Below are 20,946 nucleotides of genomic sequence, written 5' to 3' on the forward strand. Positions count from 1 at the left end.
CTAGCGGGTTTTCCGGGCGGGTGCGTAACCGCGCGCCCGTACGGGCCTCGCGCCGTCGCCGGGGACCGGTTCGTCCCACCCCGCCGGGTGCGGTAGAAACGCCAGGTGGAGTCGTTGAAGCTGGGTTCGCTTGAGGTCTGGCCGCCGGTGGTCCTCGCGCCCATGGCCGGGATCACCAACGCGCCGTTCCGCACGCTCTGCCGCGAGCAGGGCGGCGGGCTGTTCGTCTGCGAGATGATCACGACGCGGGCGCTGGTCGAGCGCAACGCCAAGACGCTCAAGATGATCCGCTTCGCGCCGCAGGAGAGGCTCCGGAGCATCCAGCTCTACGGGGTGGACCCCGTCACCGTCGGCCGGGCCGTGCGGATGATCGCCGAGGAGGGCCTGGCCGACCACATCGACCTCAACTTCGGCTGCCCGGTGCCCAAGGTGACCCGGCGCGGCGGCGGCTCCGCGCTGCCGTACAAGCGCAACCTGCTCCGCGCCATCCTGCGCGAGGCCGTGCGCAACGCCGGGACGCTCCCGGTGACCATGAAGATGCGCAAGGGCATCGACGACGACCACCTGACCTACCTGGACGCCGGGCGCATCGCGGTGGAGGAGGGCATCTCGGCGGTCGCGCTGCACGGCCGTACCGCGATCCAGCACTACGGCGGCACGGCCGACTGGGAGGCGATCGCGCGGCTCAAGGAGGCCGTCACCGAGATCCCGGTGCTCGGCAACGGCGACATCTGGAGCGCCGACGACGCGCTGCGGATGATGGAGTCGACCGGGTGCGACGGAGTGGTGGTGGGCCGGGGCTGCCTGGGCCGCCCGTGGCTCTTCCGCGACCTGGCCGCCGCCTGCGAGGGCAGCGGCGAGCGGGCCCGCCCGGCGCTCGGCGAGGTCGCCGCGACCATGGACCGGCACGCCACGCTGCTGGCCGAGACCTTCGGCAGCGAGCAGCACGCCGTGGCCGACTTCCGCAAGCACGTCGGCTGGTATCTCAAGGGCTTCACCGTCGGCGCCGACCTGCGCCGCCGCCTGGCGACCTCGAACTCCCTGGCCGAGCTGCGCGCGGGCCTGGCCGAGCTCGACCCGGCCCAGCCCTGGCCCGACGGTGTGGACGCGCCGCGCGGCAAGACCCACGCCCGCGACCGGGTCCACCTGCCCGCGGGCTGGCTGGACGACCCCTACGACCTGGCCGTGCCCTGCGCCGACGCCGAGCTCGACACCTCCGGCGGCTGACGGCGGCCGACGTCCGTGCCCCGATGATCATAGTGATCATAATGTGACCTCATTCTGACGGCCACGCGTCAGCGATCTCGATAGCGTGCCGTCAAAGGCCGGGGCTCACACGTGGGAGCGGCGTTTTGACGGGCACGACAGCACCACCACCGCCCTCGCCCGAGGCGTTGATCGCGGAGTTCGACGCCGAGCGGCCCGCCCGTCACCTGTCCGGACGGGTCTCCCGGGCCGTCACGCTGGTCGCCCTGGGCCTGTCGCTGTACGTGCTGTGGCAGACGTTCTTCCCCGGCTCCGTCCTGCCCTACCGGATGGTCTTCCTCGCGGTCGTGCTGCCGCTGGTCTTCGTCTGCTACAAGCCCCGGCGCAGCGGCGGCGACCGTCCCGGCGGCGTCGACTGGGCGCTGGCCGCGCTCGCGCTGGCCGCCTGCGTCTACCCGCTGGTCGTCTTCGACGACTTCATCCGGCGCGCCTTCGACCCCACCACCCTGGACGTGGCCGTGGGGGCGGTCATCTGCGTGCTGGTCCTGGAGGCCTGCCGGCGCACCGTCGGCTGGATCCTGCCGGTCGTCTGCCTGCTCTTCCTCGCCTACGCCTACTACGGCGGCTACCTGCCCTTCGACTGGGTGCTCGGGCACCGCGGCTACGACATCGACCGGATCATCGTCGCCTTCGTCATGGGCACCGACGGTGTGTACGGCGTGCCGCTGGACGTGGCGGCGACCTACATCATCCTGTTCACCATCTACGGGGCCGTGCTCGACCACTCCGGCGCGGGCCGGTTCTTCGTGGACGTCTCCCTGGCCGCCTTCCGCCGCTCGCGGGCCGCGCCGGGCCGTACGGTGACCCTGGCGGGCTTCCTGCTGGGCACGGTCAGCGGCTCCGGCGTCGCGACGACCGTGAGCGTCGGCAGCGTCGCCTGGCCGATCCTGCGCCGCGCGGGCTACCCGCGCGAACAGGGCGGGGGAGTGCTGGCCGCGGCGGGCATCGGGGCGATCCTGTCGCCGCCCACGCTGGGTGCGGCGGCGTTCATCATCGCCGAGTACATGCAGGTCAGCTATCTGACGGTGCTGGTCTACGCGCTGATCCCCACCCTGCTGTACTACCTGGGCATCTTCCTGGCGATCGAGCTCGACGCCCGCCGGTACGGCACGCACGCCGTCGCCATCGACGCGCCGCGTCTGGGGCCGCTGCTGCGGCGCTTCGGCTACCACTTCAGCTCGCTGTTCGTCATCGTCGTGCTGATGGCGCTGGGCCAGTCGCCGTTCCGCGCGGTGGTGTACGCCACGCTGCTGGCCGCCGCGCTGTCCTTCCTCGACCGCGAGCACCGGCTCACGCCCCGCCGGGCGGCGCACGCCCTGGCCGCCGGCACGCTGGGGGTGCTGCCGGTGGCGGTCACCTGCGCCGCCGCCGGGATGATCGTGGCCGTCGTCACCCTCACCGGCCTGGGACTCAAGGCCAGCTCGGTGATCGTGGGGCTTTCGGGTGGCGTGCTCGCGGTCACCGCGCTGCTGTGCGCGCTGGCGGTGCTCCTGCTCGGCCTGGCCGTACCCGTGACCGCGTCGTTCGTGATCGCGGCGGCCATCATCGCGCCCGCGCTCAAGGGCCTGGGCGTGAGCCCCGCCGAGACCTACATGTTCATCTTCTACTACGCCGTGCTGTCGGAGGTCAGCCCGCCCACGGCGCTGTCGGCCTTCGCCGCCTCGGCCATCACCGGCGGCAACGCCTACCGGACCATGCTGGCCACCTGGAAGTACACCCTGCCGGCCTTCCTGGTGCCCTTCGCCTTCGTCCTGACGCCGGGCGGGGCCGCGCTGCTCGCCCAGGGGTCCGCCGGGGAGATCCTGCTCGCCACGGCGGTCTCGGCGCCGGCCGTGGCCGCGCTGGCCATGGCCACCGGCGGGCGGCTCACCGGCCCGGCCGGGATCGCCGTGCGGGCGCTGTACGGCGCGGCCGCCGTCCTGCTGCTGTTCCTGTCGCCCACCCCCGTGCTCGTCGGGGCGGGCGTGCTGATCCTCGCAACCGCACTCCACCTCGTCCTGCGAAAACGAGAGGCCCGATCATGAGACGTCTGACTGTCCTGCTGGCCGCCGGGATCCTCGCCCTCACCGCCTGCGGAGGCGACAGGTCCGCCGAGCAGGCCGCCGAGCAGACGGCCGCCGGCGGCGGGGGCAAGCGCCTGTCGATCGCCACCGGCAACACCACCGGCGTCTACTACGTCCTGGGCGGCGGCCTGGCCGACCAGATCGGCAAGACCATCCCCGGCTACCAGGCGACGGCCGAGGCGACCGGCGCCTCGGTGGAGAACATCCAGCGCGTCGTCAAGGGCGACTCCGACATCGCCTTCACCCTGGCCGACTCCGCGGCCGACGCGATCGCGGGCAAGGGGTCGTTCACCTCTCCCCAGCCCATCCGCGCCATAGCCCGGCTCTACGACAACTCCACCCAGGTCGTCGCCACCACCGAGGCGAACGTGAAGTCGATCGCCGACCTGAAGGGCAAGCGCGTCTCCACCGGCTCGCCGAACTCCGGCACCGAGGTGATCGCGCTGCGCCTGCTGGAGACGGCCGGGCTCGACCCCGACAAGGACGTCACCCGCCAGTCTCTCGGCCTGCCCGAGAGCGTGCAGGGCATGAAGGACGGCACCATCGACGCCCTGATCTGGTCGGGCGGGCTGCCCACCCCGGGCATCACCGACCTGTTCACCAGCATGAAGGACGATGTCGCGTTCGTCCCGCTCGACGCCGCGCTGCCGAAGATGCAGGCCGAGCACGGGCAGGTCTACGCGCAGGGCGCCATCGGCAAGGACGTCTACGGCACCCCGGCCGACGTGCCCACGATCGTGGTCCCCAACCTGCTGGTGGTGAACCAGAGCATGGACGCCGCGCTCGCGGGGAACCTGGCCAGGCTGCTCTTCGACCGCAAGGCCGAGCTGGAGCAGGTCCACCCCTCGGCCAAGAGCATCACCCGCGAGAAGGCGCCCCTGACCGAGCCCGTCCCGCTGCACGACGGCGCCAAGCAGTACTACGGCTGATCCGCCGGGGGCGGGCCGCCTTCCGGGGGCCCGCCCCGACCCGGCCGGTGTCCCGGGTCAGGACCCGGTGGCGCCGACGGAGGTGGACCCGCCGCTGCGCCAGTAGACGTTGTTCTCCCGGGTCAGCATGCCCTCGTCCACCAGATAGCGGCGCAGCGCCGCGTAGTCGTCGTGGAAGGCGCGCAGCGCCACGTTGACGGCCTTCTCCGGGTAGCGCACGCCCGGCTCGAAGACCTGGGCGACGTAGTCCAGGACGATCAGCTGCTTGTCGCGCTTGCTGGGGATGGCGCGCAGCCGCCCGTCCACCAGGAAGGCGCGCAGCACCTTCTCCTCCGGCGAGACGGGCTCGGGCGGCGGGGCCATGGCGTGCAGCAGCTCGCGGAAGCGCTCACGCCGTACCCGCCACTCTCCCCCGCCGTCCGACACGACCAGCCCGCCGCGTTCCAGCCGGTTCAGCGCCAGCAGCATCGCGTCCCGGTCGAGCCCGGACTCCTGCGGCCCGCGTTCGAGGGCCAGCGCCGACAGCACCCGCAACGTGTCGTCCTGGTACAGCAGGCCGAGGACCTGCCTGATCGCCTCATCACTCATGGGGTCATCCTTACGGTTCCCGCTTCCGCGCCGCCATCGGAAATCCCGCGGGGTCTCACAGGCGGTTCAGGCCCAGGACGTGGAGGACGGCGCGGCCCTCCTCGTCGGAGGCGGCGAGGTCGATCTGGGCGTCGATGCCCCAGTCGCCGTCACCGGCCGGGTCGGCGATGACCTGGCGGACCTTCCACAGCTCCTTCTCCTCCTCGATGCGGAGCAGGGCGGGGCCGCGGGCGTCGGGGCCGGTGCCGACCTCGTCGTGGTCCTCGTAGTAGGCGTCCAGCGCGGCGGGCCAGTCGACGTCGGGGGCCAGCTCGGCCAGTTCCTCCTCCTTCTCCAGGGCGACCAGCTCCACCAGGCGGAACATCGCGTTGCGGACCAGCACCCGGAAGGCGCGCGGGTTGCCGGTGACCGGGCGGGGCTTGGCCTCGATCTCCTGCTCGGCCTCGGGCAGCAGGGTGGGGTTGGCCAGCTTCTCCCACTCGTCGATCAGGCTGGAGTCGACCTGGCGCACCAGCTCGCCGAGCCACTCGATGAGGTCGACCAGGTCCTCGGTCTTCAGGTGCTCGGGGATGGTGCGCGAGAGGGTGCGGTAGGCGTCGGCCAGATAGCGCAGCACGGTGCCCTCGGAGCGGGCCAGCTCGTAGTGGGCGACGTACTCGGTGAAGGTCATCGCCTGCTCGTACATGTCCCGGATGACGCTCTTGGGGCTCACCGTGTAGTCGGCCACCCACGGGTGACCGCGCCGGTAGGTCTCGTAGGCGCCCAGCAGCAGGTCGGCCAGGGGCATCGGGTGGGTGATCTCGGCCAGGAGCTCCATCCGCTCCTCGTACTCGATCCCGTCGGCCTTCATCTGCGCCACCGCCTCGCCCCTGGCCTTCTTCAGCTGGGCGGACAGGATCTGGCGCGGGTCGTCGAGGATGGACTCCACGATCGAGACCATGTCCAGGGCGTAGGTCGGCGACTCCCGGTCGAGCAGGTCGAAGGCGGCCAGCGCGAACGTCGACAGCGCCTGGTTGAGCGCGAAGTCCTCCTGCAGCTCGATGGTCAGGCGGGCCCTGCGCCCCTGCTCGTCGGGCTCGCGCAGCTGCTCCACCACGCCGCCCGCCAGCAGCGAGCGGTAGATCGCGATGGCCTGGCTGATGTGCCGCCGCTGCCACTTGCGGTCCTCGTGGTTGTCGGTGAGCAGGTGCTTCATCGCCGCGAAGCAGTCACCCGGCCGGTTGATGACCGCCAGCAGCATGGCGTTGCTGACCTTGAACCGGGAGGTCAGCGGCTCGGGCTCGGCCTCCTGGAACTTGACGAAGGTCTCCTCGCTCCAGCCCACGAAGCCCTCCGGCGGCTTCTTGCGGGCGTAGCCGCGCCGCCGCTTGGGGTCGTCGCCGATCTTCGCCAGCGCCCGCTCGTTCTCGACGACGTACTCGGGGGCCTGGCAGGCGACGTAGCCGATGGTGTCGAAGCCTGCCCGGCCCGCCCGCCCGGCGATCTGGTGGAACTCCCGGGCCCGCAACCGCCGGACCTTGTTGCCGTCGTACTTGCTCAGCGCGGTGAACAGCACGGTGCGGATCGGCACGTTGACGCCGACGCCCAGGGTGTCGGTGCCGCAGATGACCTTCAGCAGCCCGGCCTGGGCCAGGCGCTCGACCAGCCGCCGGTACTTGGGCAGCATCCCGGCGTGGTGCACGCCGATGCCGTGCCGTACCAGCCGGGACAGGGCCCGGCCGAAGTTCGTGGTGAACCGGAAGCGGCCGATGAGCGCGGCGATGGCCTCCTTCTCGGCCTTGGAGCACATGTTGATGCTCATCAGCGCCTGCGCCCGCTCCATGGCCGCGGCCTGGGTGAAGTGGACCACGTAGACCGGGTACTGGTTGGTGGAGAGCATCTCCTCCAGGGTCTCGTGCAGCGGGGTCATCCGGTAGGAGTAGACCAGCGGGACCGGGCGCTCGGCGTGCTTGACCACCGCGGTGGGACGGCCGGTGCGCCGGGTCAGGTCCTCCTCGAACATGGTCACGTCGCCGAGGGTCGCCGACATCAGGACGAACTGCACCTGCGGCAGCTCCAGCAGCGGCACCTGCCAGGCCCAGCCGCGGTCGGGCTCGGCGTAGAAGTGGAACTCGTCCATCACGACCTGGCCGATGTCGGCCCGGGCCCCGTCGCGCAGCGCCACGTTGGCGAGGATCTCGGCGGTGCAGCAGATGATCGGCGCCCCGGGGTTCACGCTCGCGTCGCCGGTCATCATGCCGACGTTCTCGGTGCCGAAGATCTCGCACAGATCGAAGAACTTCTCCGACACCAGCGCCTTGATCGGAGCGGTGTAGAAGGTGCGCACGTCACGGGTCAGCGCGGTGAAGTGCGCACCGGCCGCCACCAGGCTCTTGCCCGACCCCGTCGGGGTGGCCAGGATCAGGTTGTTGCCGGAGACCACCTCGATGAGGGCCTCCTCCTGGGCGGGATAGAGGGTGAGCCCCCGTTCGGTGTTCCACTCGACGAAGGCGTCGAAGATGGCGTCGGCGTCGGCGTCGATCTCTTCCGGCAGGCGGTCTACAAGGCTCACGGTTCCCATCCTGCCGAACTTCAGGCGGTGGTCGCACCGCCGGGTCGGCGAACGCGGGCCGAGCGGGCCAGCAGCAGGGCCGCCAGGAGGGCGGCGACGCCCAGCGCGGGCGCCCAGCCCGGGACGAAACCGAACACCGTCAGGGTGAGCAGACCGGTGCCCGCCAGAGCCGTCGCGACCGCGATCCTGACCGTCCCGCCCCGGTACGGCGCGGCGGAGTCCTTCTCCTCGAACCGGGTGAAGGCCCGCAGCAGCGGCCACAGGGCCAGCGCCAGCATGACCAGCCAGTGCGGCCACCCCGACAGCCACGCCGAGGTGCCCGGCTCCGGGGTGGTCACGCCCAGCCCCACCACGACCACCGCGGTCACCGTGAACAGCGCGCTCATGTGCCACAGGTAGACCGTCATCATGCGGGGCCCGGCCCAGGCCAGCACCCGCGCCGCCGCCGGCAGCGCGGCGAGCCCGGTGATCCACCGGCGCAGCGCCACCGCCAGCCCGATCTGGCCGACGCCCACCGCCAGCAGGGCGAGCGTGGGCGGCGCCATGTTGGACACCTCGGCGCCCGGCATGCCGATCATGCTGCCCGGGTACGGGCCGAACGCCACCAGCAGGGCGGCCAGGCCGTACCCCGCCGCCGCCATGGCCCACGGCCTGCTCAGCCGGCCGTCGGCGTACAGGAAGCCGAGCTGGTGCACCGCGAGCCAGACCAGGACGATGTTGGGGAACCCGGCGATCTCCAGGCCGCTGGAGAAGCGCAGCACGTCGACCGCGACGGCCCCGGCCATCAGCGCGGCCGGCACGCGCAGGCCGTACAGCGTGCTCAGCCTGAGCATCAGCGGCGTCGCGGCCACCGCCACGAGATAGATCGCCAGGAACCACAGCAGCTGCCCGGCCAGACGTGAGGCCGTGACCACCGGCTGCTCGGGCAGGCCGAGGGCCAGCAGCAGGTGGGGCAGGGGGATCCAGACCACCGCCAGCGGCAGCACCGGCAGCACCAGGCGGCGCAGCCGCGCGGCCAGCCACTGCGGGGCCGCCACGCCGCGCCGCACCGCTCCGCGCCGGCTGATGGCGTTGGCGGCGCCCCCGGCGAAGAACACCAGCGGCATCACCTGGCTGATCCACGTGATCACCCAGGCGTTCCCGGAGGCCAGCGCGTTCCCGGTGGTGATCTCCGTACCGGAGAAGGACAGCACCGGCATGCTCCAGTGCTGCAGCACCACCAGCGCCATGCCGAACAACCGCAGCACGTCGATGAAGGAGTCACGGCCGGGCGGCGCGGAGGGCGGGGAGGGCGTCCGCGGGAGCGGGACGCGGGGTGCGGGGCCGGTCAGAACGGCGGTCATCGGGTCGTCTCGATTCCTCAGGGGGCGGTGACTCGAGACTCCCGCGCGGCACCGGGGCGGCGCAGTGACGGAGACGGGTCTCTTCGGGGCGGAGATCACCCCACCCGGGAGGGTAGGGCCAGCCCTACCCCGGCAAGCCTGCCGGCAGGATCGATCCCCGGCCCGGCTGCTCGTAGCGTTGGCTCCATGAGATCCCTCCTGCGCCGCATCGGCATCGACACCCGCTATATGATCATCAGCTTCCCCCTGGCGGTGATCGCCTTCTGTCTCATGGTCGCCGGCTTCTCGGCCGGCGTCGGGACGTTGATCGTCTGGATCGGGGTGCCGATCCTGGGGGCGACCCTGATGCTCGCCCGGGGCTTCGCCGACCTGGAGCGCCGGATGCTGCCCGAGGTGCTCGGCCGCCCGGTGGCCCGGCCGCGCTACCGGCCCGCCCCGCAGGGCGCCGGGTTCTTCCGCCGGATGATCAACCCGATGACCAGCGGGCAGTCGTGGCTGGACATGCTGTACGGCATCGTGAACTTCCCGGTCGCCATCGTGACGTTCTGCCTCACCGTGACCTGGTGGGCCGGGACGCTCTTCGGGCTGGGCTATCCGATCTACGGGTGGGTCCTGGAGGCGATCCCGGACAACAACGGATTGCCCGAGCTGCTCGGCCTGGGCGACAGCGCCCTGATCGGTGTGATCTTCAACACCGCGATCGGCGTGCTGTTCGCCATCACGCTGCCGCTGGTGATCCGCGGTGCGGCGCTGGTGCAGTCCGGGCTCAGCCGGGCCATGCTGACCGGCGTCGCCGAGCTGCACGAGCGCATCGACGACCTGGCCGAGGGCCGGGCCGCGGCGGTCTCCGCCGAGGCCAACGCGCTGCGCAAGCTGGAGCGCGACATCCACGACGGGCCGCAGCAGCGCCTGGTCTCCCTGGCCATGGACCTGTCGCGGGCCCAGCGCCAGCTCAAGCGCGACCCGCAGGCCGTCGAGCAGATGCTCGCCGAGGCCATCGCCTCCACCCGGGAGACCCTGGACGAGCTGCGCGCCCTGTCGCGCGGCATCGCCCCGCCGATCCTGACCGACCGCGGCCTGGCCCCGGCCCTGGCCGCGCTGGCCGGCCGCTGCACCGTCCCGGTCGAGCTGGACGTCCAGGTGGAGGGACGCTTCGCCGCCGCGGTGGAGAACACCGTCTACTTCGTGGTCGCCGAGACCCTGACCAACATCGCCAAGCACAGCCACGCCACCGTCTGCACAGTCACCCTGAGCAAGGCGGGTGGCGTCCTGATGCTCACGATCGGGGATGATGGGGTCGGCGGCGCACACGTCGCCAAGGGACACGGCCTGTCCGGCCTCGCCGACCGCCTGCGGGCGGTGGACGGCGAGTTGTCGGTGAACTCCCCGCTGGGCGGGCCGACGGTGATCGTGGCGGAGGTTCCGTGCGGGTAGTCGTGGCCGACGACGCTGTGCTGATCAGGGAGGGCCTGATCAGGCTGCTGGAGGAGTTCGGTTGCGAGGTGGTGGCGGCGGTGGGCGACGGCGGCGGTCTCGTGGAGGCCGTCGCCGAGCACCGCCCGGACGTGTCGGTGGTGGACGTGCGGATGCCGCCCAGCTTCACCGACGAGGGGCTGCGGGCCGCGGTCGAGGCGCGGCGGCGGGTGCCGGGAGCCCCGGTGCTGATCCTGTCCCAGTACGTGGAGGTGTCCTATGCCGACGACCTGCTCGCCGACGCCCGCGGGGCGGTGGGCTATCTGCTCAAGGACCGCGTCGTCGACGTCGACGACTTCATGGGGGGCCTGCGCGCGGTCGCGGCCGGCGGTACGGTCTTCGACCCGCAGGTGGTGGCCCAGCTGATGGTACGGCGCCGCCGCGACGACCCGCTGGCCTCCCTCACCCCCAGGGAGCGCGAGGTCCTCGGCCTGATGGCGGAGGGCAGGTCGAACCCGGCCATCGGCCGTCAGCTGGTGATCAGCGACGGCGCGGTGGAGAAGCACATCCGCAGCATCTTCGCCAAGCTCGGCCTGCACGCCGAGGACGGCGACCAGCACCGCCGGGTCCTGGCGGTGCTGGCCTACCTGCGCTCCTGAGAGGACCCCATGCAGGCCCACGACCTGTCGGCCGGTGGCGAGGTGCTGGCCCGCGCGCACGACACGGCCCGTGCGGCGGCGCGGCTGCACGGCCTGCCCGGCGCCGAGGTCACGCTGATCAACGTCTCGGAGAACGCCACCTTCCGGGTGGAGGACCCGGCGACCGGGGCCCGCTCGATCCTGCGGGTGCACCGGCTCGGCTACCACTCCGTCCCGGCGATCGCCTCCGAGCTGGCCTGGCTGGAGGCGCTGCGCGAGGAGGCCGGGGTCAGGACCCCGCGGGTGATCCCCGCCCCGGACGGCTCCCGGGTGCTGACCGTCCCCGGCGAGCAGCCCCGCGAGTGCGTCATGTTCGAGTTCCTGCCCGGGACGGAGCCCCCGCAGGAGCGCCTGGTGGCGGACTTCGAGCTGCTCGGCGAGGTCACCGCGCGGATGCACCGGCACGCGCGGGCCTGGCGCCGCCCGGCCGGGTTCACCCGTTTCCACTGGGACTACGAGGCCGCCCTGGGGACCGAGTCCCGCTGGGGGCGCTGGCAGGACGGGCCGGGGATGGAGCCCGAGGCGCTGGCCGTGCTGGGCCGGCTGGACAAGGAGCTGCGCGAGCGGCTGCACCGCTTCGGCCGTGACCCCGGCCGCTACGGCCTGATCCACGCGGACCTGCGCCTGGCCAACCTGCTGACCACCGGGGACGGGCCGCCCAGCGTCATCGACTTCGACGACTGCGGCTTCGGCTGGTACCTCTACGACCTGGCCGCGGCGCTCAGCTTCATCGAGCACCACCCCCTGGCCCCGGAGATGATCGACGCCTGGCTGCGGGGCTACCGGACCGTGCTCGCCCTCCCCGCCGAGGAGGAGGCCGAGATCTGGACGTTCGTCATGTTCCGCCGCCTGTTGCTGGTCGCCTGGATCGGCACCCACACCGGGGTGGACATCGCCGCCGAGCTCGGCGCGGGCTACACCGCCGGCACCTGCGAGCTGGCCGAACGCTATCTGACGGGCGGCCTTCCGGCCTGACCTGACCGGGCCCGGCGGGCGTCGCCACCCGGCGGGGGCCCCGTCAGTCCTCGTCGTCGTGCCGGCCCTCGCCGTTGAAGGCGGCCAGCTCCCGCCGGACGTCCTCGTCGTCGGGGGCCAGCTCCAGCGCCCTGGCCAGGTCGGCCGCGGCCTCCCTGCCCCGGCCCGCCGCGCGCAGCGCCATCGCCCGGTTGAACAGCAGCGCCGCGTCCGCGCCCGGCTCCAGGGCCCGGGTGAAGTCCTCGACCGCGCCCTCGAAGTCGCCGGCCTCGAAGGACACCACGCCCCGCCCGGCCCAGGCCGCGCTCAACGAGGGGGAACGCTCCAGCGCCCGGTCGAAGGCCTCCCGGGCCCCGGCGCGGTCGCCCTCGGCCGTCTTCACCTGGCCCAGCGCGCACAGCAGGTAGGGATGGCCGGGATCCAGCGCGAGCCCCGCCTCGGTGTCCGCGCGGGCCCTGCCGAGCTCGCCGAGCGAGACCAGCAGTCCGGCGCGGTTGGCGAGCGCGTCGACGAACTCGGGGTCCAGCTCCAGGGCGTGGTCCAGATCGGCGAGCGCGCCGTGATGGTCGCCGGAGGCGAAGCGGATCTCGGCCCGGTTGTAGTACGGCTCGGGGAAGGGCGGGCCCACGCGCATCGCCGTCTCGTAGTCGGCCACGGCCTCCCGCGCCCGGCCGAGCCGGTACAGCAGGTTGCCCCGGTCGATGTAGTAGTCGGGATAGCCGGGGTCGGCGGCGATCACCTTGTCCAGGTCCTCCAGCGCCCCCTCCGGCCGGCCCAGCATGACGGCCAGCTGCGCCCGGTTGGCCAGCAGCACCAGCCGGTGGATCGGGTGCTCGTCCGGCCGCAGGCCCTGCTCGGCCAGGTCGATCGCCTGCTGGAGGAGCTCCAGGGCCTTGCCCGGACGGCCGCGCCGTACCTCGATCAGGGCCCGGCCGTTGAGGTCGAAGCCCAGCTTGAACGCCCGCTCACCCGGGTCGGGCAGCAGGGTGGAGATGGCGATCGCCTCGTTCACCCACGCCAGGGCCGTGCCCAGGTCGCGCCGGGCCGGGTCGTGGTGGCGGACCTTCAGCATGCCGGTGGAGTAGGCGGCGGCCGCGTGGGTGACGGGGGAAACGCTTTCCTGACGGGCCCGATCGAACAGCGCCTCCGCCTCGTCCTCCCGCTTCAGCGAGCCCAGCGCGGTCGCGGTGCTGTGCAGGAACCGCCACCACACCTCCGGCTCGGCCTCCGGGTCGACCAGCGGCAGCGCCCGCAGGCCCAGCTCCACGACCGCGTGGTGGCACCCGGCGTCCAGGCACCACTCGACGGCGAACTTCAGGGACTCCACCGCCTTGCGCGGGTCGGTGCCGTGCTCGCGGTGGTACGGCACCGCGCCGAGCCGGGGACCGATCGCGCCCCGCCGCTCCAGTTCGTCGGCGCGTTCGTCGTGCTCCTCGGGGGTGAGCCGGTCCGGGGACGCGCCGCCCTCGCGGGTCACCACGGTGAGCAGCCCGGGGGAGATCCGGCGGCGCAGCACCTGCAGCAGCTCGCGGTCGGTGGGGTCGGCCTCGGCCGTGTTCTCCACGACGAGCGCGCGGGGGCCGGTCCCGGTCAGGTGGTCGCGCAGGAACTCGGCCAGGCCGTTGGCGATGCGCAGCGTCCTGCGGGGCGCGTGCACGAGGATGCGCTCGGCTTTGGGCAGGTGGGCGGCCCTGGACTGGCGCCGGGCGGGCACCACGTCGTGCAGGTCGGGGGCCGCCGTGCGCAGCTCGATGTCATAGCGGGCGACCAGCTCCGGCCGGGCCGAGGGCACCAGGGCCGAGACGATCGCGTTCGCGGCGGTGTAGGGCCCGCACAGACGCCGGTCGGCGTTCACGGGGGGCAGGAGCAGGGGAGGAAGGAGGGGTTCCTCCGATGATTCCTCCGAGGGAATGGGTCCCCGGCTCACCGGATCTCCTCAGGTCTCGTCGCGCACCGGCGCCCTGGCGGGCGCCGGTGCCACGTTCAGGTTCTCAGCCGACGTGCTTCGGGCTGGCGGCGCCAGTCAGGGCGACGGTACCGGGCTTGTGAACGATGACCTGCTTCATTGGTGCCTCTCTCCACGGTAAGAACAGTCGAAAGTATTCGCAGAACCTGCAGGCATTTACAAGATCTGCATCAGATAGTGGCCAGATGCGGACAAACTATAGACAAACAAAAGCGGATCCACATCTGTGAGCCGACCTTTCAGGGAGAAGGCTGCTGCTGGGTGATGCAGTGGATGCCACCGCCGAGAGTGAAGATGGCGCGGGCGTCCACTGATTCGATAGTACGTTCGGGAAACAGTTTGGAGAACGTCTCCGCCGCTTCGACATCGCGCGGATCATCGAACGAGCACAGCAGGGCCAGGCCGTTGGCCAGATAGTGGTTGATGTAGGAATAGTCGACCAGCTCCCCGTCGGCCTCCCGGGTCTCCGGCGCGAGCAGCTCGACGACCTCCAGCGGGCGGCCCCTGGCATCGGTCGAGGAGCGCAGGATGGCCAGGTTCTCCCGGGTGACCTCGTGGTCGGGGTGGGCCGGGTCGGGCTGGACGTGGCACAGCACCAGGCTGGGCCGGGCGAAGGAGGCCAGCAGGTCCACGTGGCCGCTGGTGCCGTACCGGCCGTAGTCGGCGGTCAGGCCCCGCGGCAGCCAGATCACCTTGCGCACCCCGAGCCGGGCGCGGAGCTCCTCCTCCACCTGCTCCTTGGTCCAGCCGGGGTTGCGCTTCTCGCCCAGCTGCACGGTCTCGGTGACGATCACCGTCCCCTCGCCGTCGACGTGGATGCCGCCGCCCTCGTTGACCAGCTCCGAGCGGAACCGGCGCGCCCCCGCCCGTTCCAGGACCGCGGCGGCCACCAGGTCGTCCTTGGCGTGGACGTTCCAGCCCCAGCCGTTGAAGGTCCAGTCGACGCCGGCCAGGCCGCCCCGGCCGTCCAGCAGGAAGGTCGGCCCGTTGTCGCGCATCCAGCAGTCGTCGAGGGGCTGTTCCATCACCTCGACCGCGGGGGCCAGCCAGCGGGCGGCGGACTCGCGCCCGCTGGGGTCGACGACCATGGTGACCGGCTCGTAGCGCACGATCGTGTTGGCCACCTCCGACCAGGCCCGGTAGGACGCCTCGGGGTCGGCCAGGGCGTAGCCGGCCACCGGCCAGGACATCCAGGTGCGGGTGTGCGGGTGCCATTCCGGCGGCATGAAGAACATCTCTGGCTCCGGGGGTCAGGGGATGGGGGAGGACCGCGGGTGAGCGGTCACAGGAAATAGAGACGGCTCAGGGAGACCGACTCGGCGGGTTCGGAGCGGAGCTCCTCGCCGTCGAGGGTCACCCGGCCGAGGGCGTCCACCTGGACCGAGCCCAGCCGGGAGTTGCGCACCATGTCCCGGGGGCCGATCCCGCGGGTGCCGCGCACGCCGACACGCCGCCTGCGGGTGGTCATGCGGTCGTCGCCCGAGGCGGCGGCGGCCTGGCTGACGAAGGCCACCGACAGGTCCGCGGCGGCCGCGCCGTGCGCGCCGAACTGCGGGCCCAGCACCAGCGGCTCGCAGCTGTCGGTGGAGGCGTTCGGGTCGCCGGTCACGCCGTAGGCGGGGAAGCCCGCCTTGAGCACGAGCTGCGGCTTGGCGCCGAAGTGGTCGGGGCGCCACAGCACGACGTCGGCGAGCTTGCCCGGCTCCAGCGAGCCGATCTCGTGGGCCAGGCCGTGCGCGATCGCCGGGTTGATCGTCAGCTTGGCCAGGTAGCGCAGCACCCGCTCGTTGTCGTGACGCTCCGGGCCGCCCAGCTCGCCCTTCATCTTCCCGGCCATCGCGAACGTACGGCGGACCGTCTCGCCCGCCCGGCCCATGCCCTGGGCGTCGGAGGAGGTGATGCCGATGACCCCGAGGTCGTGCAGCACGTCCTCGGCGCCCATCGTGCCCGCCCGGATCCGGTCCCTGGCCAGCGCCGCGTCCCCGGGCAGCTCCGGCTTGAGCCCGTGCACCGCCACGATCATCCCGTGGTGCTCGCCGACGGCGTCCCGGCCGAAGGGCAGGGTCGGGTTGGTGGAGGAGCCGATGACGTTGGCCACCCCGGCCAGCTTCAGCACGTTCGGCACGTGGCCGCCGCCGCAGCCCTCGATGTGGAAGGCGTGGATCGTCCGGCCCTCCAGCACGGCGAGGGTGTCCTCCACCGACAGGCACTCGTTGAGGCCGTCGGTGTGCAGCGCCACCTGCACGTCGTGCTCCTCGGCCACCCGCAGCGCGGTGTCCAGCGCCCGGGTGTGGGCCCCCATGTCCTCGTGCACCTTGAAGCCGCTCGCGCCGCCCTCCACCAGGGCCTCGACGAGCGGGGCCGGGTGAGAGGACGAGCCGCGCGCCAGGAAGCCGATGTTCACCGGCCAGGCGTCGAAGGCGTTGAACGCGTGCCGCAGCGCCCACGGCGAGTTCACCCCGACGCCCCAGACCGGCCCGAACTCCTGGCCGATGATCGTGGTGACGCCGGAGGCGAGCGAGGCCTCCATGATGCGCGGGCTGAGCAGGTGCACATGGGTGTCGATCGCCCCGGCCGTGGCGATCAGCCCCTCACCGGAGACGATCGTGGTGCCGGTGCCGACCACCACGTCCACGCCGTCCAGGGTGTCGGGGTTGCCGGCCCGGCCGACGGCGTGGATGCGCCCCTCCCGGACGCCGATCGAGGCGGTCCGCACGCCCAGGACCGGGTCGAGGATCAGCACGTTGCTGATGACCAGGTCGCAGGTCTCCTTGATCGAGGCGGCCTTCAGATGCAGGCCGTCGCGGGCGGTCTTGCCGAACCCGGCCAGGAACTCCTCGCCCGGCTTCTGCGAGTCGTGCTCGACCTCGACCACGAGGCCGGAGTCGCCGAGCCTGACCAGGTCGCCCTCGCGCGGGCCGTACACGCTCATGCCGTCTCCCCGGATCCGGCGGGCCCGCCGCCCGCGATCATCCAGCCGCCCATACGCCGTCTGTCCGCCGTGCTCATGCGTCGCTTCCCAGATAGCCGCAGGCCCGCGCCTTCTCCATGGCCCGCTCGAACGCCCCCGGGGCGTCCAGCGGCCCGTCCACCAGTCCGGCGAACCCGACCGCGACCCGGGCGCCGCCGATCGGGGCCAGCCGTACGGTACGGCTCTCGCCCGGATCGAACCTGACCGTCGACCCCGCCGGGATCGCCAGCCTGCGCCCGTAGGCGGCGGCCCGGTCGAAGCGGAGCCGGGGATTGACCTCGAAGAAGTGGAAGTGCGAGGTGACACTGATCGGCACGGTCGCCGTGTTGAACACCTCGACCTCGCCCATGACCTCGCCCATGACCTCGCCCATGACCTCGCCCATGTCCCCGGAGGCCGACTCTTCACCGGCGTCCCCGTCGTGCGGGACGGCACCGCGGCCCGCCGGCTCGGCACCGTCCGGGTGGAGGGCGGTGCCGGCGCGGGTCGTGGCGCCCTCGTGGGCGGCGGTTCGGGGAGCGGGCTCGATCACGGCGCCGGGCGCCCCGGCGCCCAGGGAGCCGCCGCCGATCGGGTCGGTCACCACGGCCAGCCGGGTGCCGTCGTCGAAGACCGCCTCGACCATCACCTCGGTCACGATGTCGGCCACACCCGGCAGCACGTCGTCCGGCCCGAGTACGGCCCGCCCGGCCGCGATCGCCTCGGCCAGCCGGGCGCCGTCCCGGGCGGCCTCGCAGACCACGTCCGCGACCAGCGCGGTGGCCTCCGGCACGTTCAGCCGCAGTCCCCTCGCTCTCCTGGCCCGCGCCAGCTCCGCCGCGGTGAACAGCAGCAACCGGTCGCGTTCCGTCGGTGTCAGCCGCACGGCCACCCCTCGTTAGAACAGTCTTCAAAGTTAGAGCAGCATTCTAAGCCGGTACGGTGTCACCTATGACTGCCGAGCCGGACCCCGCCCACCGGACCACCGGGACGCGCCCTCCCGAGGACGGACCGGGGACGGCCGAGGCTCGGCGGACGGAAAAGGCCCGGCCCGGGTCCCGGGCGGCGGGGGCCGCGGTCAGGCTGGAGCGTCCCGACGTGCGGGCGCACGTCCTGCGGGCGGCGCTGCTCGCGATCGACGAGGTCGGGCCCGAGCGCGTGCGGATCAGGGACATCGCCGAGCGGGCGGGCATGAGCAGCGGCCACGTCATGTACTACTTCGGCAAGCGCGACCGGATCCTGGTTTCGACGCTGCTGCTCAGCGAGGACGAGCTGGCCGAACGGCGCACCGCCGAGCTCGCGGGCGTCGCCGACCCGCGCCGGGCGGTCGTCCGCTTCGCGCAGCTGTACCTCCCCGTGAGCGCCACGGACGTCCGATGGCGGCTGTGGGCCCAGGTCATCGCCCGGCCGCCGCAGGACGAGGAGACCCTGGCCAGGATCGCCGGGTTCACCGGCACGTGGGTGCGGGAACTGGCCGGGATCCTGACCCGCGGAGCCGCCGCCGGGCTCCTGCGCCCGCTCGGCGACGCCGAGGAGCACGCCGGCCGCGCCTGCCGCATCATGGACAGCCTCGCGAGCGACGTGCTGCTCGGCCTGCCCGGCTGCGACGCGGCCTGGGCCCGCGACCAGGCGGTCCGCGCCATCCTGGACGAGCCGTCGCGCTGATTACGGGCCGGGCTGCCGTCCGGGCGACCGCGGTGGGCAGGCAGACCCGGGGAACGCACCCTAGGCGGGGGTGCTGGTGATCACCGCGAAGCGCGCGCCGTGCGGGTCGGCGAGCTGGGCGAAGCGGCCGACGCCCTCGGCGTCCACGGCCGGCATGACGACCCGGCCGCCGAGGTCACCGGCCTTGGCGACGGCGTCGTCGCAGTCGGGGACCTCGAAGTACGGCAGCCAGTGAGCGGTGTCGCCGGGCTGCAGCGGCATGATGCCGGCGATGCTGGCCTCCTCGCCGCCTCCGGCGGGCGTCACCATGATGTAGGTCGCGTCGCCGAACGGCATGTCCTGGATGTTCCAGTCGAAGACCGTCTCGTAGAAGGGGCGGATCGCGTCGGGGACCGGGGTGTACAGCTCGATCCAGCCCAGCGAGCCGGGCACGGTGACGAGGTCGAGCCCGCTCAGCGTTCCGGGCTCCCAGGCCGCGAACTCGGCGCCGCCCGGATCGGTGAACCCGGCCATCCGGCCGTTGTCGAAGACCGCGAACGGGGCGAAGCGCACGGTGCCGCCCGCCTGCTCGACGGCCTTGGTCGTCGCGTCGCCGTCGGCCGTGTGGAAGTAGACCGTCCAGGCGGTCCGTGCTCCCTCCTGGGTCAGGGGACCGACGGCGGCGACGGTCTTACCGCCGATCTGGAAGAAGCCGTAGCCTCCGCCCTCCGGACCGGCCGACAGGAAGTCCCAGCCGAGCACGCCGCCGTAGAAGGCGACCGCGCCCTCGGTGTCGGGCGTGCCGAGGTCGATCCAGTTGGGAGCGCCGGGGACGTACTGCGTGGTGAGCATGGCCTGCTCCTTCCAGGTGCCTACGTGTCGCGGTGGCGTCCGTCGCGGCCTGTCGTGGGCGCATGGCGGCGTCTGTCGTGGGGCGCACGGCGGGGCGTCACCTGTCTGAGCACCTGTCAGCCTGGCACGGCCCACCGACAATTCCGAGGGCCCACGCGGTCCCCGGAGCACATGCCGCGATCGCCCGTCACCCCTGAACGATCCCTGAACGCCTATCGGTCCCCGGGCCCGTCAGCCCCTGAGCCCATGTCCGGGCCCCTACGCCCTCGTGGAGGACCGCGCGGACGAGTCGGTCGCGGGGTCGGCGCGTACGACGCGGTCGCGTCCGGCGGTCTTGGCGGCGTACAGCGCGGTGTCGGCGCGGCGCAGCAGCCGCAGGGGAGTCTCCCGGCCGTCCCACAGGGCAAGACCGGCTGAGAAGGTCTGCTCGTGCGGGGTGACCAGGCGCAGCGCCTCCAGCAGGTGCTCGGCGGCCTCCAGGTCGCGGCCGGGCATCAGCAGCACGAACTCCTCGCCGCCGTAGCGGGCCAGCATGTCGGTGGAGCTCAGCACCAGGCTCCAGGCGGTGGCGGCCCCGGCCAGCAGCTGGTCGCCGCCCTGGTGGCCGTGGGTGTCGTTGAAGCGCTTGAAGTGGTCCAGGTCGAGCATGGCCAGCGTCAGCGGGATGTCCTCGCGGGTGGCCCGTTCGTAGTCACGGACCAGCTGGGCGTCCAGGGTGCGGCGGTTGGGCAGCCCGGTGAGCATGTCGGTGCGGGCGATCTCGTCCAGGCGGCGGGCCTGGTGCTGCAGGCGGCGCAGGAGGGTGGCCATGCGGGCCACGACCAGGACGAACAGTACGGCCGAGACGATGGTGACGGCCCAGGCGCTGAGCTCGAAGCCGAAGGCGAGCTGCACGGCCAGGGTGCCGGGGGCGAGCAGGACGACGGCGGTCAGAGTGAGCAGGCGGCGGGTGGTGAAGGTCGGCAGGGCGTCGGGATCGGAGCGCAGCAGGTCCCTGGCTGAGGGGTGCAGCGCGGCGGCGCCCCAGACCACGTACGACAGCAGGAACGGCAGGTCGCCGATCATGATCGAGCCCTCGACCATGATGAAGATCACATCACCGGCGAGCAGCAGGACCAGCGCGGCGGTCAGCAGCCGGTACGCCGGCATCTGCGCGCCCGAGGTGGTCAGCAGCCGCACCAGCCCGGCCAGCAGGATCACGTCGGCGACGGGATAGCCCAGAGCGATCAGCTGGGAGAAGAGCGAGTCGTGCCCGCCGATGTTCGGCTGGATCAGCAGCACCCAGTACGGCAGGGCGAGGCCGACGACCATGATGGCGCTGTCGAGACGGGCCTCCCGGTCGGCCGTGGAACGGCGGTGCCGGGCGAGCATGAGCAGGGAGGCGGTGACGAACGGATATTCCAGCAGATAGAGCACGTCGGCCGGGGACGGGAAGGGGTCGACCCCGGCGATGTGCTCGTAGTAGAGCCACATGACATCACCGAGGACGGCGGCGAGCTGGCCCAGCCCCATCAGCAGCCAGGCGAGGCCGAGCGTGCGCCGGAACCGGGCCGCCGCGACGGACACGGCCGCGACGCTGGACATCCCGATCGCGGCGTACATGCCGTCGGCCCACACGTTGTCCGGGATCAGCGCGAAGATCCCCACGGCGATCAGACCGCCGAAGAGATAGACACGCCAAACCCGATAGCTGACCACGCCGCCCTAT

Annotated in this window: 16 protein-coding genes; 7 read left to right on the forward strand and 9 right to left on the reverse strand. The window is 72.4% G+C overall.

The window, feature by feature from the left end:
• Nucleotides 1-105: 105 nt before the first annotated feature.
• The 3 genes from dusB to Psi01_RS17240 all read left to right on the forward strand — a co-directional run bounded on the left by dusB (nucleotide 106) and on the right by Psi01_RS17240 (nucleotide 4,258).
• Complete coding sequence (gene dusB, locus Psi01_RS17230) at nucleotides 106-1,227, forward strand: tRNA dihydrouridine synthase DusB (protein WP_204065032.1); 1,122 nt, start codon at nucleotides 106-108, stop codon at nucleotides 1,225-1,227.
• Between the two features lie 125 nt (nucleotides 1,228-1,352).
• Complete coding sequence (locus Psi01_RS17235) at nucleotides 1,353-3,290, forward strand: TRAP transporter permease (protein ID WP_204065033.1); 1,938 nt, start codon at nucleotides 1,353-1,355, stop codon at nucleotides 3,288-3,290.
• Nucleotides 3,287-4,258 (forward strand): TAXI family TRAP transporter solute-binding subunit, encoded by a 972-nt coding sequence (locus Psi01_RS17240; protein WP_204065034.1) that lies wholly within the window; start codon nucleotides 3,287-3,289, stop codon nucleotides 4,256-4,258. Before Psi01_RS17235 ends, Psi01_RS17240 begins: the two co-directional genes overlap by 4 nt.
• Nucleotides 4,259-4,315: 57 nt before the next feature.
• On the opposite strand, the gene Psi01_RS17245 is transcribed toward Psi01_RS17240, so the two are convergent.
• The 3 genes from Psi01_RS17245 to Psi01_RS17255 are packed head-to-tail and all read right to left on the reverse strand — an operon-like array spanning nucleotide 4,316 to nucleotide 8,740.
• Entirely contained in the window at nucleotides 4,316-4,846 is a 531-nt protein-coding gene (locus Psi01_RS17245) for a DUF2087 domain-containing protein (protein ID WP_204065035.1), read from the reverse strand.
• Nucleotides 4,847-4,901: 55 nt separating this feature from the next.
• On the reverse strand, nucleotides 4,902-7,406 hold the full coding sequence (locus tag Psi01_RS17250; protein WP_204065036.1) for a DEAD/DEAH box helicase: 2,505 nt from the start codon (nucleotides 7,404-7,406) through the stop codon (nucleotides 4,902-4,904).
• Nucleotides 7,407-7,417: 11 nt separating this feature from the next.
• Nucleotides 7,418-8,740, reverse strand: a complete 1,323-nt coding sequence (locus Psi01_RS17255; RefSeq protein ID WP_239127785.1) for an acyltransferase family protein — start codon at nucleotides 8,738-8,740, stop codon at nucleotides 7,418-7,420.
• Between the two features lie 186 nt (nucleotides 8,741-8,926).
• Here Psi01_RS17255 and Psi01_RS17260 point away from each other — a divergent pair, with 186 nt between their 5' ends.
• From Psi01_RS17260 to Psi01_RS17270, 3 genes are read left to right on the forward strand one after another with little or no spacing between them, the layout of a single operon-like run.
• On the forward strand, nucleotides 8,927-10,174 hold the full coding sequence (locus tag Psi01_RS17260) for a sensor histidine kinase (protein WP_204065037.1): 1,248 nt from the start codon (nucleotides 8,927-8,929) through the stop codon (nucleotides 10,172-10,174).
• Entirely contained in the window at nucleotides 10,165-10,812 is a 648-nt protein-coding gene (locus Psi01_RS17265; protein WP_204065038.1) for a response regulator, read from the forward strand. The genes Psi01_RS17260 and Psi01_RS17265 overlap by 10 nt, the downstream gene beginning before the upstream one ends.
• A gap of 9 nt (nucleotides 10,813-10,821) precedes the next feature.
• Complete coding sequence (locus tag Psi01_RS17270) at nucleotides 10,822-11,826, forward strand: phosphotransferase enzyme family protein (RefSeq protein WP_204065039.1); 1,005 nt, start codon at nucleotides 10,822-10,824, stop codon at nucleotides 11,824-11,826.
• Nucleotides 11,827-11,869: 43 nt separating this feature from the next.
• Here the strand turns inward: Psi01_RS17270 and Psi01_RS17275 are convergent, their stop codons facing one another.
• From Psi01_RS17275 to ureA, 4 genes are all read right to left on the reverse strand, one after another.
• Nucleotides 11,870-13,681 (reverse strand): tetratricopeptide repeat protein, encoded by a 1,812-nt coding sequence (locus tag Psi01_RS17275; protein ID WP_239127786.1) that lies wholly within the window; start codon nucleotides 13,679-13,681, stop codon nucleotides 11,870-11,872.
• A 350-nt stretch (nucleotides 13,682-14,031) separates the two neighbouring features.
• Complete coding sequence (locus Psi01_RS17280) at nucleotides 14,032-15,027, reverse strand: agmatine deiminase family protein (protein ID WP_204065041.1); 996 nt, start codon at nucleotides 15,025-15,027, stop codon at nucleotides 14,032-14,034.
• A 47-nt stretch (nucleotides 15,028-15,074) separates the two neighbouring features.
• A complete protein-coding gene (locus tag Psi01_RS17285) occupies nucleotides 15,075-16,724 on the reverse strand; it encodes an urease subunit alpha (protein WP_204065042.1) in 1,650 nt (549 codons plus the stop codon).
• A gap of 73 nt (nucleotides 16,725-16,797) precedes the next feature.
• Entirely contained in the window at nucleotides 16,798-17,628 is an 831-nt protein-coding gene (gene ureA, locus Psi01_RS17290; RefSeq protein ID WP_204065043.1) for an urease subunit gamma, read from the reverse strand.
• Nucleotides 17,629-17,693: 65 nt separating this feature from the next.
• Between ureA and Psi01_RS17295 the strand changes: the two genes are divergently transcribed.
• Nucleotides 17,694-18,407 carry a TetR/AcrR family transcriptional regulator gene (locus Psi01_RS17295; protein ID WP_204065044.1) on the forward strand — a complete coding sequence of 238 codons (714 nt, stop codon included), beginning with the start codon at nucleotides 17,694-17,696 and terminating at the stop codon, nucleotides 18,405-18,407.
• A gap of 60 nt (nucleotides 18,408-18,467) precedes the next feature.
• Here Psi01_RS17295 and Psi01_RS17300 read toward each other — a convergent pair whose 3' ends face one another.
• Complete coding sequence (locus tag Psi01_RS17300; RefSeq protein WP_204065045.1) at nucleotides 18,468-19,238, reverse strand: VOC family protein; 771 nt, start codon at nucleotides 19,236-19,238, stop codon at nucleotides 18,468-18,470.
• A 258-nt stretch (nucleotides 19,239-19,496) separates the two neighbouring features.
• Entirely contained in the window at nucleotides 19,497-20,936 is a 1,440-nt protein-coding gene (locus Psi01_RS17305) for a GGDEF domain-containing protein (protein ID WP_204065046.1), read from the reverse strand.
• Nucleotides 20,937-20,946: the final 10 nt, after the last annotated feature.

Source organism: Paraplanobispora siamensis (genome assembly GCF_016863175.1).
Taxonomy (GTDB): domain Bacteria; phylum Actinomycetota; class Actinomycetes; order Streptosporangiales; family Streptosporangiaceae; genus Planobispora; species Planobispora siamensis.